Genomic DNA, 15,734 nt, shown 5'->3' with positions numbered 1-15,734 from the left:
TGGAGAAGGTCGAGTCGGAGACGGTCACCTCGCGGATGACCGGGCAGTTCCGCGACAGCCCCGCCACCCGCAACGAGTTCCTGCAACTGATCGGTCGCCGGGGCTGAGCATGACCCGCCGACCGCAGACCATCCTGATCACCGGGGTGACCAGGCGCGTCGGCGCCGACCTCGCCGGGCACCTGCTCGACGCCGGCCACCGGGTGATCGGCAGCTATCGCCGCGAGACCGATGCCTTGCGCGACCTGGTCGACCGTGGGCTGGTCGCGCTGCCGCTGGACCTGCTCGACCGCGATCGGATCGAGCCCTTTGCCCGGACGGTGGCCGAACACACCGACCGCCTCGACCTGATCGTGCACAACGCCTCCATCTGGCACCGGGACGAGGACTGCGCGGCCGACCCGGGACTCGCCACGGCGATGTACACCGTGCATGTCACCGCCCCGATCGAGCTGACCGAGGCACTGCATCGTGCCCTGCCCGCCCGCCGGCGCGACGACGGCCAGGCCGACCGGCAGGTGGTGTTCCTCACCGACGCGCACATCGACGAGGGCGAGCCGAACCACATCCACTACATCGCCTCGAAGGCGGCGATCGAGGGCTCGATCCGCTCGCTCGCCCTGCGTTACGCCCCGCACACGCGGGTGAACGCCATCGCCCCCGGCCTGTTGATGTTCCACCCGGAAGACGACGAGCGATACCGCCGCGAACGACTCGCGCGGCGACTGCTGCCCTTCGAGCCGGGACCGGGCGTGGTCGCGCAGACGGTCGACTACCTGATGGCCTGCCCGCTGATCAACCAGGCCGTGATCCGGCTGGACACGGGGCGACGGTGGGAGAATTGAGAGGTCAGGGGTCAGACCAGGCTGAATTGGTCGATAATGTTATCAACCCCTTTCCGCTAAATTCTTCCTTCTGACTTCTGAATCTCTTTCCCGTTTCAATCCCACAACCGCCGGCGCACCAGTGCCACGGCCAGGTAGTAGGCCACCGCGGCGAAGCCGGCCAGCACGGCCAGGTGGGCGACCAGGTGCTCGACCGGCTCGCCGACGATCAGCGGACGGATCACCTCGATGGCATGGGTCAGCGGCAGGGCCAGCACGGCGGTCTGCATCCAGCCCGGCAGGGTCTCGATGGGGAAGAACACGCCCGAGAGCATGAACATGGGCGTGACCACCAGCACGAAGTAGTAGTTGAAGAAGTCGTAGTTGTCGGCGACGGCGGCCATGATGATGGCCGGACCGGCGAAGGTCAGCCCGAGCAGGAACACCACCGGCAGGGCCCAGAGCGCACCGAGACCGCCGGGCACCGCCCCGAGCAGCGCGGCGACGACAAGTATCGCCACGGCGCTCAACAGCCCCTTGAATGCCGCCCAGACGGTCTCGCCCAGCACGATGTCGTCGATGTCCAGCGGCGTGGCCATGATCGCGTCGAAGGTCTTCTGCGGCACCATGCGCGTGTAGACCGAGTACATCCCCTCGAAGCTGACCGAGACCATCGCCGAGGACGCGACGATCCCCGAGGCGAGGAACACCAGGTAGGGCAGTCCGCCGATGTCGCCCACCAGCGCCCCCAGGCCGATGCCGAGCCCCAACAGATAGATCACCGGCTCGCCGAAATTCAGCACGATCGCCGGGCCGAGCAGCTTGCGCCACACCAGGAAGTTGCGGGCGACCACCGACAGGGAGGCCCGCCGGGCTCGCGGCGGCTGCCAGATCGAACGCTTCATTCGCGCAACTCCCGGCCGGTCAGGTAGAGGAACACGTCTTCCAGGCCGGCCCGGCGGTGAATGACCGTCAGCTCCTCGGCCTCTTCCAGGAACTCGAGGATCGGGGCGGGCGCACTGGTGTAGACGTAGACGGCCGTGCCGTGACGCTCGGCGCGCAGGCTCATGGAGGAGAGCGTGGCGAAGACGCCATCGCTCATCGCGCCGCGAAGCTCGATCACGTCCGGCTCGACGTGACGACGCACCAGTTGGGCGGGCGAACCCTGGTCGAGGATGCGACCGTGGTCCATCACCACCAGTTCGTCGCAGAGCCGCTCGGCCTCCTCCATGTAGTGGGTCGTCAGCACCAGGGTCACCCCGCGGGCGCGCAGTTCGGACAGCCGCCCCCAGATCACGTGGCGCATCTGCGGGTCGAGCCCGGTGGTGGGTTCGTCGAGCACGACGATGTCCGGATCGTTGACCAGGGCGCGGGCGATGGTGAGGCGACGCTGCATGCCGCCGGACAGCTGGTCGACCCGGGCATCGGCCTTGTGCGTCAGGTCGGCGAACGCCAGCAGTTCGTCCACCCGTGCGGCCACCTCCGCCCGGGACAGACCGAAGAAGCGGGCATACATGAACAGGTTCTCGCGCACGGTGAAGTCGGGGTCGAGGTTGTCCGCCTGGGGCACCAGCCCGACCCGGGCACGGATCTCCCGCGACCGCTCGGGCAGCGGAAAGCCCAGCACGGACAGCTCGCCCTCGTCGAAGTCCGCCAGCCCCATCAGCATCTTCAGCGTGGTGGTCTTGCCGGCCCCGTTGGGGCCGAGAAAGCCGAAACACTGCCCGACGGGAATGTCGAAAGCGACGCCGTCCACCGCCCGCAGCGGGCCGAAGCACTTGACCAGCCCGCGAGCCCGGACGGCCGCACCTGGCCCGGGGCGCTCACGTCGTCGCGGATCCACCTGGTTGGTCATCGATGGCATGCAGGCACCTGTCATTCTGGAAGGACGCCGGGAAAGGACCGCGCCGAGCATGAGCGAGCCCCCCGACGATTTCAAGTCAGCCGATTGGGCCAGATCGCACTGGGCGCCCGGCGACGCGGCCGGGCATCACGATTCCTCCTCGACGACCGCCATGCCGACCAGCAGGGCGACCGCGCCCTGCCGATCACGAATCGGCGTGAGCGTCGTGCGCCAGGTCTGCTGGCCGACGGGAAGCGGCAGGGTCTCGACGTAGCGGATGGTCCGCCCCTGCTCCTGGCATTCCCGGTAATGCGCCTCGAGTCGCGCGGCGACCCGCGAGCCGAACACCTGCGGGGGCGTGTGCCCCACGAACAGGTCAGTGGTCAGCCCGGTGGCGCGGGCATGCGCCGGGTTGGAGGCCAGGTAGCGGAAACCGCCGTCGGGCTCCACGCGAACCAGGAAGATCGCCTCCTCGACACCCTCGACGATCGACCGGTAGATACGCTCGCTTTCCGCCAGGCGCGCCTCGAGGCTGACCGCTTCGTTGGCGTCGATCAGTGCGCCGACCACGCGCTCCGGGCGGCCCTCGTCATCGCGAAGCAGGCGTGCGGTGTCGGTGACCCACAGGGCACTGCCGTCCGGGCGGAGCAGCCGGTAGCGGGTGTTCTTCCGGTCGCCCGTCCAGCGGGTGAAATCCGCCTCGCCCAGGGCCCGCTCCCGGTCCTCGGGGTGCAGGGTCTCGCTCCACCAGCCCGGTCCGTCGATCAGGTCGTCCGGGGTGTAGCCGAGGATCTCGCGGATGTTGGCGCTCACGTACTCGATGCGTTCCGGATTATCGGCCAGGTAGGTATAGATCACCGCCGGGCTGGCCGACAACAGGGCATCGAGACGGTCCCGCTCGGCTTGGGCCACCGCCGCGGCTCGACGCTCCCGGTCCACGTCCTGGTAGAACCACCACAGCCACGCGGTGCGCCCGGTCGCGTCCGCGATCGGCACCACCTGCACCCGGTACCACACCGACTCGCCGAGCAGTGAGGGCAGGCGCAGGGCGCCGTTCCAGCGCTCGCCCCGGGCAATCGCGCGCTCGAACGACTCGAGCTGCAGGCCCTCGATGCCCCGCATTTCCCAGCCTTCCGCCCGGGCTTCCGCACCGTCTTGCTTCGACGGCCCGAACACCCGCCGGTAGGCGTCGTTGACCAGCAGGCGGCGGCCCGTGGCGTCGGTAAGTTCCACCGGCTGCGGGCTGAGTTGGAACAGGGCGTCACGCTCCTCCTCGGCGCGGTCGACCATCACCATCCAGCGTGTACCCTGCCAGCGGGACAGCAGCCACAGGGCCAGGGTGGTGAACAGGATGGCAAACACCACCGCCAGGGTAATCTGCAACAGCCGGGCGTCCCGGGCTTCGCCCAGATCCTGCACCGACTCGATCGCCACCAGCAGGGCGGGATGCTCCTCGTCGACGACCGGTACCGGACGGGTCACGGCCAGCCAGCGCTCCCCGCCGGCGGAGAACCGGATGCTTTCGGGCGAATCCAGCCGGGCCAGGTAGGCATCCAGGCCGGGATGGTCGATCCGGGGCCCGTCGAGGTAGTACTGCCCGTCCCCGACAGGCTGGATGCTCCGCCGTTCGCGCATCTCTTCCCATATGTGCGTTTCGGCGAGCTCTGCAGGCAGCAGCAGGGCGGCCCGCGCACCGAGGCTGTCCTGCAGATAGGCGTCGACCGGCAGGACCCCGGTCCCGACCTCCACCGTCCCGATCACCGCCGCGTCCTCGCCCGGCGCACGGATCGGTTCCACGGCCCGAAAGCCCGAGAACACGCGGCCGACCTCGAAGCCTATCGCTCCTTCCCCCTGTCGATAGGCCGCGCCGAGAAGCGGACGGACACCGGCCAGCACGTCGCCGAAGTGACTCGGCTCGTGCATGCGCAGGAAGCTGATCGACTCCGGGCCCAAGTGAAACTGCAGGACACGGTCCCGCCCCTCGATAAGCTCCATGGAGATGGGTGTCACGGCATCGGCCAGTTCGCGACGCAGCCCGCCGGCCTCCTCGCCGCCGCTGCCGCCCCCCTCGAGCTCCACCATGGCCCGTGCGCGGGAAAGAATGCTTCTGACCCGCTCGTCCCGGGCGAGTATCCGGGCGATTCGCGCCAGCTCGGCCTGCCGGCTCTCCAGCGCGGTTTCCATCGCGCCCTGCAGGCGGTCCTCCCGCGCTGCCACCGCCTCGCCGTGCTCCTCCCGGACGACGACCGCCGCCAGCGCCCCCAGAACCAGCCAGCCAAGGAGCACGAGCAGCCAGACGCTGCGAAGGCCCGGGCGCCGAACGTGCCCGGAATCGGCGGGGCGTACGCGATGCGACTGCTGTTCCTCCTTGTGAACCGTTCGTTCCATGGACCGATTATCACGCATTTACATGAGTCTAGGGCACGTCTAGCCAGAGAACCTTAAGAAATGACCTTTCGACCGTGCCGACCGCCCCACGAACACGTGGCCGGGCAGGATGCAGCCGTACACAGTCGCACAAAAAAACCCCGCCAGGGCGGGGTTCGTCGTTACCGGCGAATCGGCCCGTGAGGGAACACGGGCCGACCGCTGAAGCAGAAGTGCGCTTAGCGTACCTTCTGCTTCAGGCTGCCGGACTCGTAACGCTTGTACATTTCTTCCAGGGAGATCGGACGGATCTTGGAAGCCATGCCGGCCGAACCGAAGGCCTCGAAGCGCGCCTTGCAGATGGCCTGCATGCCCGCGGTCGCTTCCTTGAGGAACTTGCGCGGGTCGAAGTTGGCCTTGTTCTCGGCCAGGTGCTTGCGCACGGCACCGGTGGACGCCATGCGCAGGTCGGTGTCGATGTTGACCTTGCGAACGCCGTGCTTGATGCCCTCGACGATCTCCTCGACCGGCACGCCGTAGGTCTGGCCCATGTCGCCGCCGTAGTTGTTGATGATCTCCAGCCACTCTTCCGGAACGGAGGAGGAACCATGCATGACCAGATGCGTGTCCGGGATCCGCTCGTGGATCTCCTTGACGCGATCGATGCGCAGGATCTGGCCGGTCGGCTTCTGCGTGAACTTGTAGGCGCCGTGGCTGGTGCCGATGGCGATGGCCAGGGCGTCACAGTCGGTCTGCTTGACGAACTGGGCCGCTTCTTCCGGGTCGGTCAGCAGCATGTCCATGTCCAGCTTGCCTTCCGCGCCATGGCCGTCTTCCTCGCCCATCTCGCCGGTCTCCAGCGAGCCAAGGCAGCCGAGTTCACCTTCGACGGAAACACCGCCGGCGTGGGCCATCTCGGTCACCTTGGCGGTGACATTGACGTTGTACTCGTAGTCGGACGGGGTCTTCATGTCCGGCAGCAGCGAGCCGTCCATCATGACCGAGGAGAAGCCCGACTGGATCGCGCGCAGGCAGACGCCCGGATCGGAGCCGTGGTCCTGGTGCATGACGATCGGGATATGCGGGTAGGCCTCGGTGGCCGCCTCGACCAGGTGACGCAGGAACGGCTCGCCTGCGTACTTGCGTGCACCGGCGGAGCCCTGCAGGATCACCGGGCTGTCGACTTCGTCGGCGGCCTGCATGATCGCGTGGATCTGCTCCATGTTGTTGACGTTGAACGCCGGCATGCCATAGCTGTGTTCAGCGGCATGATCCAGCAGCTGGCGAAGCGAAATGAGCGCCATAGTGCCTCTCCTCAAGTTGAAACGTAGTTGCGAAACCGTGGTGGAGTCCGGAACGCATCGGTCCGGACTCCGAAAATTCAATCAGCGCGACAGCATACCCAGCGCACCCGGATATGCAAAATCGCGCCGAGACATGACCTCCGGTCATCAGTCGACGGAAATCACGTCCCCGACCCGAACGATCTTCATGGCGTTCGTGCCGCCCATCTGCCCCATCAGGTCACCCTTGGTGATGATCACGAGATCGCCCTCGTCGAGCTTCTCCATCTGCTGGAGGCTCTCGATCACCATCCGGTTGACCTCGGCGTGATCCGTCGAGGGCACGGGGAAGTGCACCGCCTGCACGCCGCGGTAGAGACCGACGCGACGAGCGGTCTCCTCGGAGCGGGTGAAGGTGTAGATCGGGATGTCCGTGTCCACGCGCGACATCCACAGCGGCGTGGCCCCCGACTCGGACAGGGCGACGATGGCCGCGACCGAGAGGTGGTTTGCCGTGTAGATGGCCGAGTAGGCGATCGCCTGGTCAATGCGCTCGAAGGGCACGTCCAGCGGCGGCGCGCTCTTCTTGGCCTCGATCTGGTACTCCGCCCGGTGGCACACGCGCGACATGGTCTCGACCACGCGCACGGGGTACTTGCCGGCGGCCGTCTCCGCCGAGAGCATCACCGCGTCGGTGCCGTCGAGCACCGCGTTGGCCACGTCGAACACCTCGGCCCGCGTCGGGATGGGGTTGTCGATCATGGTCTCCATCATCTGGGTCGCGGTGATGACGGGGCGGTTGAGCTCCTTGGCCATCTTGATGAAGGCCTTCTGCACCGCGGGCAACTCGGCATCGCCGATCTCCACGCCCAGGTCGCCCCGCGCGATCATGATGGCGTCACTGGCCTGGATGATCTCGCGGATGCAGTCGACCGCCTCGGCGCGCTCGATCTTGGAGACGATGTGCGCGCGGCAGCCGGCCTCCTGCAGCAGGCGACGGGCCTCGTGGATGTCCTCGCCGGAGCGCGGGAACGAGACGGCGATGTAATCCACGCCGATCTGCGCGGCCGTCATGATGTCGGCGCGATCCTTGTCGGTGATCGCCGGCGCGGACAGCCCACCGCCCTGACGGTTGATGCCCTTGTTGTTGGACAGCGTGCCGCCGACGATGACCGTCGTACGCACCTGGTTGCCCTGGACCTCGTCGACCTTCAGGACGATGCGGCCGTCGTCGAGCAGCAGGATGTCACCCGGGCGCGAGTCGGAAACCAGCGCCTTGTAGGTGATGCCCACCCGGGTCTCGTCGCCGCCATCCGGATCGAGGTCGGCGTCGAGGGTGAACGGCCTGCCCTCGTCGAGCTCCACCTTGCCGTCCTTGAAGCGGTCGATGCGGATCTTCGGCCCCTGCAGGTCACCGAGGATGGCGACGTAGCGCCCCTCGGCCGCGGCTGCCTCGCGGACCATGTCGGCCCGTCGCTGGTGATCGGCGGCCTTGCCGTGGGAGAAGTTCATCCGCACGACATCGATGCCCGCCCGCACCAGGTCGGTGATGGTCGCCAAGTCGTCGCTGGCCGGGCCCAGCGTCGCAACGATCTTTGTCCGTCGCTGCGCCGGCAGATGATCGGTGGATCCGTGCATGTTCGCCATCAGCCTTTCGCCCGCTCTTCGAGCATGGCAACCGCCGGCAGGGTCTTGCCCTCCAGGAACTCGAGGAAGGCACCGCCGGCAGTCGAGATGTAGCTGACCTTGTCGAAGATGTCGTACTTCTGGATGGCCGCGATGGTGTCGCCACCGCCGGCCAGCGTGAAGGCGTTGGTGTCGGCGATCGCCTGCGAGATGCGCTTGGTGCCGTCACCGAACTGGTCGAACTCGAACACGCCGACCGGGCCGTTCCAGACCACGGTGCCGGCCTTGTCGATGATGCTGGCCAGCTCCTCGGCACTCTCCGGGCCGATGTCGAAGATCATGTCGTCGTCCGCCACGTCCTCGACGCGCTTGAGGACGGCCGGCTCGTTCTCGTCGAACTGCTTGCCGACGACCACGTCGGTCGGGATCGGGATGTTCGCGCCGTTGCTCTTGAGCTTGTCCATCAGGGCCTTGGCCGTCGGCACCAGGTCGTCCTCGCACAGCGACTTGCCCACCCCGTGGCCGGCGGCCTTGATGAAGGTGTTGGCAATACCGCCACCGACGACCAGCTGGTCGACCTTCTCGGCCAGCGCCTCGAGGACCGTCAGCTTGGTGGAGACCTTGGAGCCACCGACGATGGCGACCATCGGGCGTGCCGGGTTGGCCAGTGCCTTTTCCAGGGCTTCGAGCTCCTGGGTCAGCAGCGTGCCGGCACAGGCTTGCGGCGCGAACTTGGCGACGCCATGGGTGGAGGCCTGGGCGCGGTGGGCCGTGCCGAAGGCGTCCATCACGAACACGTCGCACAGGGCGGCGTACTGCTTGGCCAGCGCCTCGTCGTCCTTCTTCTCGCCCTTGTTGAATCGGACGTTCTCGAGCATGACCACTTCGCCGGCGCCGACCTCGACGTCCTTGCCCAGGTAATCGCGCACCAGGCGAACCTCGCGACCGAGCTTCTCGCCCAGGTCCTTGGCGACCGGGGCCAGGGAGTCGCCCTCGGAGAACTCGCCCTCGGTCGGACGCCCCAGGTGCGAGGTGACCATCACGTGGGCGCCCTGGTCGAGGGCGGCCTTGATGGTCGACAGCGAGGCCTGGATCCGGGCATCGGAGGTGACCTTGCCGTCCTTGACCGGGACGTTCAGGTCGGCGCGGATCAACACGCGCTTGCCGGCAAGATCGAGATCAGTCATGCGGATGACGTTAGCCATGGAAAAGCTCCTCAGTGAGACAGATAAAAAGCGGTAAGGAATGGGAGGCGACCGGGTGACGCCCAGTCCTTACGGCTCTTGATGCGGGATGCAGGTGGAAAAAACGGGTGGGAAGACCCACCCGTTTCGGCCAACTGGCTTACTTGCCGACGTGCTGCACGACGCGCAGCATGTTGCAGGTGTAACCGAACTCATTGTCGTACCAAGCGACGACCTTGACGAAGGTGTCGTCCAGGGCGATACCTGCCTTGGCATCGAACACGGACGGCTCCGGGTGGCCACGGAAGTCGGTGGAAACCACGGCTTCCTCGGTGTAGCCCAGCACGCCCTTGAGCTCGCCTTCGGAGGCTTCCTTCATGGCGGCCTTGATGTCGTCCATGGAGGCGCCCTTCTCCAGCTCGGCGGTCAGGTCGACCACGGAGACGTCGGAGGTCGGGATACGGAACGCCATGCCGGTCAGCTTGCCGTTCAGGGCCGGCAGGACCTTGCCCACGGCCTTGGCGGCACCGGTGGAGGACGGGATGATGTTCTCCAGGATGCCGCGGCCGCCGCGCCAGTCCTTCTGGGACGGGCCGTCGACGGTCTTCTGGGTGGCGGTGGCGGCGTGAACGGTGCTCATCAGGCCACGCTTGATGCCGAACTTGTCGTTCAGGACCTTGGCCACCGGCGCCAGGCAGTTGGTGGTGCAGGACGCGGCGGAAACGATCTGCTGGCCGGCGTAGTCGTTGTGGTTGACGCCGTAGACGAACATCGGGGTGGCGTCCTTGGACGGGGCCGACTGGACGACCTTCTTGGCACCGGCGTCGATGTGCTTCTGGCAGGTTTCCTCGGTGAGGAACAGGCCGGTGGACTCGACCACGACGTCGACGTCCAGGTCGCCCCACTTGAGCTGGGACGGATCCTTCTCGGCGGTCAGGCGGATCTTCTTGCCGTTGACGACCAGGTTGCTGCCTTCGACCGACACGTCACCGTCGAAGCGGCCGTGCACGGAGTCGTACTTGAGCATGTACGCCAGGTACTCCGGCTCCAGCAGGTCGTTGATGCCGACGATTTCGAGTTCCGGGAACTCCTGGGTGGCTGCACGGAAGACCATGCGACCGATGCGGCCGAAACCGTTGATACCGACACGAATAGCCATGGGTTTTCTCCTAATCGATACGTGGATGCAAATCAGTCAGGGCGCATGCAGCTGCCGCATGCGCCCGAAAACGGTTGATGCGACCGCGGATCAGCCCAGCTTGCGGGCTTCCTCGGCGACGCGATCGGCGGTGAAGCCGAACTCCTTGAACAGGTCGCCGCCCGGGGCGGACTCGCCGAAGGTGTCCAGGCCGAACACCTTGCCCTGGGTACCGACGTGCTTGTACCAGCAGGAAGTCACGCCCGCCTCGATCGCCATGCGGGCGGTGACACCGCTCGGCAGCACGGACTCGCGGTAGGCCTCGTCCTGCGCCTCGAAGGCCTCGACGCAGGGCATGGAAACCACACGCACCTGCTTGTCGGTGATCTGCTCGGCGGCGTCCATCGCGAGACCCACTTCGGAGCCGGTGGCGATCAGGATCAGGTCCGGCGTGCCGTCGCAGTCCTTCAGGACGTAGCCGCCCTTCTCGATGTTGGCGATCTGCTCGGCATCGCGGGTCTGGTGCGGCAGGCCCTGGCGCGAGAAGACCAGCGAGGTCGGCGCGTCACGGCGGACGATGGCCTGCTTCCAGGCCACGGCGGTCTCGACCGCGTCACAGGGACGCCAGGTCTGCATGCGCGGGATCAGGCGCATGGTGGCGATCTGCTCGACCGGCTGGTGGGTCGGACCGTCCTCGCCCAGACCGATGGAGTCGTGGGTGTAGACGAAGATCGAGCCGATGTTCATCAGCGCCGACATGCGCAGGGCATTGCGCGCGTACTCGGAGAACATCAGGAAGGTGCCGGCGTACGGCAGCAGGCCGCCGTGCAGGACCATGCCGTTCATGATGGCGCTCATGCCGAACTCGCGCACGCCGTAGTGGATGTAGTTGGCATCCGACTCGGTCGCAGTCAGCGCGGTGCAGCCCTTCCAGGTGGTCAGGTTGGACGGCGCGAGGTCCGCCGAACCGCCCACCAGTTCCGGCAGCATCTCGGCCAGACCGGTGATGACGGCTTGGGAGGCCTTGCGCGACGCGGTGGACTCGCCCTTGGCGTCGATTTCCTTGATCAGCGCGTCCATCTTGTCGGCGAAGTCGCCCGGCAGGTCGCCGGCGAGGCGACGCTTGAGCTCGGCGGCCTCGGCCGGGTATTCCTTCTCGTAGGCGGCGAACGCCTCGTTCCACTCGGCTTCGGCCTTGGCACCCTTCTCGGTGGCGTCCCAGCCCGCGTAGACCTCGTCGGGGATGACGAACGGGTCGTGGTGCCAACCAATGTTCTCGCGGGTGGCCTTGACCTCGGCGTCGCCCAGCGCGGCACCGTGGCAGTCGTGCGAACCGCAGAGGTTCGGCGCACCGAAGCCGATCACGGTCTTGGTGCAGATCAGGGTCGGCTTGTCGTTGACCGAGCGGGCCTCGCGGATGGCCTGGTCGATGGCCTCGGCATCGTGGCCGTCGACGTCACGCACGACGTGCCAGCCGTAGGCCTCGAAGCGCTTGGGCGTGTCGTCGGTGAACCAGCCCTCGACGTGGCCGTCGATGGAGATGCCGTTGTCGTCGTAGAAGGCGACCAGCTTGCCCAGACCCAGGGTGCCCGCCAGCGAGCAGGCCTCGTGGGAGATGCCTTCCATCAGGCAGCCGTCACCCAGAAAGCAATAGGTATAGTGGTCGACCACCTTGTGGCCCGGCTTATTGAACTGGCCGGCGAGCATCTTCTCGGCGATCGCCATGCCGATGGCGTTGGTCAGCCCCTGGCCGAGCGGGCCGGTGGTAGTCTCGACACCCGGGGTGTAGCCGTATTCCGGGTGCCCCGGGGTCTTGGAGTGCAGCTGACGGAAGTTCTTGATCTCTTCCATCGGCAACTCGTAGCCGGTGAGATGGAGCAGAGAGTAGATCAGCATCGAGCCGTGGCCGTTGGAAAGCACGAAGCGATCACGGTTCGGCCACTCCGGGTTCTTCGGGTTGTGCTGCATGTAATCGTTCCACAGCACCTCGGCGATGTCCGCCATGCCCATCGGGGCACCCGGGTGGCCCGAGTTCGCCTTCTGAACGGCGTCCATGCTCAACGCACGAATGGCGTTGGCAAGCTCTCTACGTGTCGACATAAAACACTCCAAAGGGTTGAAAAGAAGCGATCTGGGCGCCGTGTGCATTGCGCACGCGGTCATCCGCGCACTACCCACGAGGCAGGCGCGGCAATTGCGCGACATTGTCGCCAAAACCCCTGCGCAAGGCAACCACCAGATTTTTCAACCGGTTATCATGCCCCCGGGCTGCTCCCGAGCAGGAGTACCCGCTCGATCAGCCGTCTCGCCACTTGATCGAGCAGCCCATGGAGGGCACCTGATCCTCGGGTCCGCGCCCCGTGTCGGCCACCTGCTTCATCGCCTCGAACAGCTCGCGCGGAGCGTCGGGCTCGGCTTGCTTGCGCGAGGCATCCAGCCGGCCGCGGTACTGGAGTTCGAGATCGGCGTTGTAACCGAAGAAGTCGGGGGTGCACACCGCGCCATACGCCTTGGCAACCGCCTGGGACTCGTCGAGGAGATAGGGGAAGGGAAACTGGTACTGCTCGGCGACCCGCTTCATGTTCTCCGGCGAGTCCTCGGGGTAGTCCGTCGGGTCGTTCGACATGATCGCGACGGTGTTCACGCCCAGCGCCTTGAGATCGCGCGCGTCACGCACGATCCGGTCGAGCACCGCCTTGACGTAGGGACAGTGGTTGCAGATGAACATCACCAGCGTGCCTTTGGGTCCGCGCACGTCCGCCAGCCGCCAGATACGTCCGTCGGTATCCGGCAGGGCAAAGTCGACGGCGGGCCGACCAAAGTCGCAGACGGGGGTTTCGGTGCGTGCCATCAGGTCACCTCCTGCTAGTGGATAGTCGTTCGAATCGACCGAAGTCTCTCACACCGGCCGCGCCCGGTGTCCAGGGCGCGCTCGTCCGCTCGGGACCGTTTGTGATATTTTCCATGATCACTCGGCCGCCGGGACACGACGCCGCCCCGGGACGGGCCGAGGATCAAACGATAAGAAACAAGAACCCGTTCGGACACGAACTTGCCAAGGACCTGGAGGCCTCACCCATGCACGCGTTTCCCACCCGCCCCCTCACCGCACTGAAAACCGTCACCCGCCGCGGCTTTGCCCGCGACGCATTCCGGAAGGCGGCCCGCGTGGTTACCGCCACGATCGCGGTCACCGGACTGACACTCGCGTCCATGCAGGCCCACGCCGAGGACGCCCTGAAGTTTGCCATCGCGCCGTTCCTCCCGGAGGCGGAGCTGGTCGAGGCCTACACCCCGGTGGCAGAGCACATCTCCCGGCAGATCGACCAGCCGGTAGAGCTCCAGCTGTTCCCGAGCTATCTCGCCTTCTGGGAAGCGACCCGCGGCGGATCGGAGTTCGACCTGGCCCTGGACTCCGCCCCCGTGACCGATTTCCGCATCCAGCGTCAGGGCTGGCGGGTAATCGCCCGCTTCGAAGGCGAAGTCACCCAGTCGCTGGTGACCCACGAGGACGACCTGATCTTCTCGCCCGACGAACTGGTCAACAAGCGGGTGGCCGTGCAGCCGACGCCCTCGGTCAGCGCCCTGGTGCTCTACCAGCTGTTCCCGAATCCGGTGAAGCAGCCGAAACTCGTCTTCCACGAGACCAACCGAGACGTGGCCGAGGCCGTGCTCAACGGCGAGGTCCGCGCGGCAGTCATGCCCACTCCGCTCGTCGGCGGCTACGGCGAGCTGAACACCGTCGTCACCACCGATACGCTGCCGTTCCTCGCCTTCTCCGTCTCCCCGGAGGTACACCCGAATACCGCGGACGCGCTGGAATCGGCCCTGGTATCGTTCGGCCAAAGCGACAAGGGGCAGGAAATCCTGGAATCGAACAACCTCACCGAGATCGTCCGGGCCAACGACAACCTCTATCGCGGCCATTCGGAGCTGCTCGAAGGCACCTACGGGTACTAACGGGGCCTGCAGGCCCGGACACCGATCCACCACACGCAAGAGACGAGGCTTCCCTGACATGACCGCTCCCGGCAACAATCGCCACCTGTTCACCTCGGAGTCCGTTTCCGAAGGGCATCCGGACAAGATCGCCGACCAGATCAGCGATGCCGTGCTCGATGCCATCATCGAGCGGGACCCCAACGCCCGGGTCGCCTGCGAGGCCCTGGTCAAGACAGGCTTCGTGGTGCTCGCCGGCGAGGTGACCACCTCGGCCTGGGTGGACGTGGACGAGCTGGTGCGCAAGGTGGTCTGCGACATCGGCTACACCAGCTCGGAGCTGGGCTTCGACGGGCACACCTGCGGGGTGCTCAACGCCATCGGCAAGCAGTCCTCGGACATCGCCCAGGGCGTCGACCGCGAGGTCGATACCGAGCAGGGGGCCGGGGACCAGGGGTTGATGTTCGGTTACGCGACCAACGAGACCGACGTGCTGATGCCCGCGCCGATCACCTACGCCCACCGGCTGGTCCAGCGACAGGCCCAGGTGCGCCGGGCGGGCACGCTGCCCTGGCTGCGTCCCGACGCCAAGTCGCAGGTCACCTTCCGCTACGAGAACGGCCAGCCGGTGGGCATCGACGCGGTGGTGCTCTCCACCCAGCACAATCCGGGCGTCTCGCAGAAGGAACTGCACGAGGCGGTCAGGGAGGAGATCATCAAGCCGGTCCTGCCCGCCGAGTGGCTGGACAAGCACACCAAGTACCACATCAACCCGACCGGCCAGTTCATCATCGGCGGCCCGGTGGGCGACTGCGGCCTGACCGGACGCAAGATCATCGTCGACACCTACGGCGGCATGGCCCGCCACGGCGGCGGGGCCTTCTCGGGCAAGGATCCCTCCAAGGTCGACCGGTCGGCCGCCTACGCGGGCCGCTACGTGGCGAAGAACATCGTCGCCGCCGGGCTGGCCGACCGCTGCGAGATCCAGGTTTCCTACGCCATCGGCGTGGCCGAGCCGACCTCGATCTCGGTCGACACCTTCGGCACCGGGAAGGTCTCCGACGAGCGCATCACCGAACTGGTGCGCGAGCACTTCGACCTCCGGCCCTACGGCATCGTCAAGATGCTCGACCTGATCCGGCCGATCTACCGCAAGACCGCCGTTGGCGGCCACTTCGGGCGCGAGGAGCCCGAGTTCACCTGGGAGCGGATCGACCGCGCCGAGGCGCTGCGCGTGGATGCAAACCTCTAGGGGAAACTCTGCACGAAGCCGATGGCACTCTGGTGTGGCGAGCCGTTCGAAACCAAGGCGCGTCGTCGGCGTGCCGGCGACCACTTCAATGCAGCACAACATCACGCGCGAAGGGCTCGCCACACCCCACAGGGGGCGTCTCGAGCCGGGCATCTGCAGCGTTGTCGTCCTTGGAAAGAGAATCACTCTTCCGCAGCGAACGAGCGCCTTGCATCTGCCCGGCTCAAGACGCGCAGAGCGCCATCGGATTCGTGCAGACTTCCCCAGTGCGGTTATAAT

At 66.6% G+C, this 15,734-nt stretch carries 12 protein-coding genes; 3 read left to right on the top strand and 9 right to left on the bottom strand.

Annotation, left to right across the window (positions count from 1 at the left end; translation table 11 throughout):
- The first annotated feature begins 109 nt into the window (after window positions 1–109).
- Window positions 110–844 (top strand): SDR family NAD(P)-dependent oxidoreductase, encoded by a 735-nt coding sequence (locus tag ACLFMY_RS05740; RefSeq protein WP_410763629.1) that lies wholly within the window; start codon window positions 110–112, stop codon window positions 842–844.
- Between the two features lie 95 nt (window positions 845–939).
- Here the strand turns inward: ACLFMY_RS05740 and ACLFMY_RS05735 are convergent, their stop codons facing one another.
- The 9 genes from ACLFMY_RS05735 to ACLFMY_RS05695 all read right to left on the bottom strand — a co-directional run bounded on the left by ACLFMY_RS05735 (window position 940) and on the right by ACLFMY_RS05695 (window position 13,115).
- Window positions 940–1,728, bottom strand: coding sequence for an ABC transporter permease (locus tag ACLFMY_RS05735; protein WP_410763628.1), 789 nt, complete (start codon window positions 1,726–1,728; stop codon window positions 940–942).
- Window positions 1,725–2,678, bottom strand: a complete 954-nt coding sequence (locus ACLFMY_RS05730) for an ATP-binding cassette domain-containing protein (protein ID WP_410763631.1) — start codon at window positions 2,676–2,678, stop codon at window positions 1,725–1,727. The genes ACLFMY_RS05735 and ACLFMY_RS05730 overlap by 4 nt, the downstream gene beginning before the upstream one ends.
- A 135-nt stretch (window positions 2,679–2,813) precedes the next feature.
- Entirely contained in the window at window positions 2,814–5,054 is a 2,241-nt protein-coding gene (locus ACLFMY_RS05725; protein ID WP_410763627.1) for a PAS domain-containing protein, read from the bottom strand.
- A gap of 218 nt (window positions 5,055–5,272) precedes the next feature.
- On the bottom strand, window positions 5,273–6,337 hold the full coding sequence (gene fba / locus ACLFMY_RS05720) for a class II fructose-bisphosphate aldolase (RefSeq protein WP_410763626.1): 1,065 nt from the start codon (window positions 6,335–6,337) through the stop codon (window positions 5,273–5,275).
- A 147-nt stretch (window positions 6,338–6,484) separates the two neighbouring features.
- Window positions 6,485–7,954 (bottom strand): pyruvate kinase, encoded by a 1,470-nt coding sequence (gene pyk, locus ACLFMY_RS05715; RefSeq protein ID WP_410763630.1) that lies wholly within the window; start codon window positions 7,952–7,954, stop codon window positions 6,485–6,487.
- Between the two features lie 8 nt (window positions 7,955–7,962).
- Window positions 7,963–9,147, bottom strand: coding sequence for a phosphoglycerate kinase (locus ACLFMY_RS05710; RefSeq protein WP_410763624.1), 1,185 nt, complete (start codon window positions 9,145–9,147; stop codon window positions 7,963–7,965).
- A 139-nt stretch (window positions 9,148–9,286) separates the two neighbouring features.
- A complete protein-coding gene (gene gap, locus ACLFMY_RS05705; protein ID WP_410763622.1) occupies window positions 9,287–10,285 on the bottom strand; it encodes a type I glyceraldehyde-3-phosphate dehydrogenase in 999 nt (332 codons plus the stop codon).
- 90 nt (window positions 10,286–10,375) lie between these two features.
- The gene (gene tkt, locus ACLFMY_RS05700; RefSeq protein WP_410763621.1) at window positions 10,376–12,364 is read right to left on the bottom strand and encodes a transketolase; all 1,989 of its coding nucleotides are present in this window, start codon (window positions 12,362–12,364) and stop codon (window positions 10,376–10,378) included.
- A 196-nt stretch (window positions 12,365–12,560) separates the two neighbouring features.
- Window positions 12,561–13,115, bottom strand: a complete 555-nt coding sequence (locus ACLFMY_RS05695; RefSeq protein WP_410763620.1) for a thioredoxin family protein — start codon at window positions 13,113–13,115, stop codon at window positions 12,561–12,563.
- 227 nt (window positions 13,116–13,342) lie between these two features.
- Here ACLFMY_RS05695 and ACLFMY_RS05690 point away from each other — a divergent pair, with 227 nt between their 5' ends.
- The gene (locus ACLFMY_RS05690) at window positions 13,343–14,224 is read left to right on the top strand and encodes a phosphate/phosphite/phosphonate ABC transporter substrate-binding protein (protein ID WP_410763618.1); all 882 of its coding nucleotides are present in this window, start codon (window positions 13,343–13,345) and stop codon (window positions 14,222–14,224) included.
- Window positions 14,225–14,282: 58 nt separating this feature from the next.
- Entirely contained in the window at window positions 14,283–15,455 is a 1,173-nt protein-coding gene (metK, locus tag ACLFMY_RS05685; protein ID WP_410763617.1) for a methionine adenosyltransferase, read from the top strand.
- Window positions 15,456–15,734 lie beyond the last annotated feature (279 nt).

The organism is Guyparkeria sp. (assembly GCF_046545975.1).
Classification (GTDB): domain Bacteria; phylum Pseudomonadota; class Gammaproteobacteria; order Halothiobacillales; family Halothiobacillaceae; genus Guyparkeria.
The sequence above is the reverse complement of the archived record's forward strand: the minus strand, read 5'-3'. Positions and strand labels throughout refer to the sequence as shown.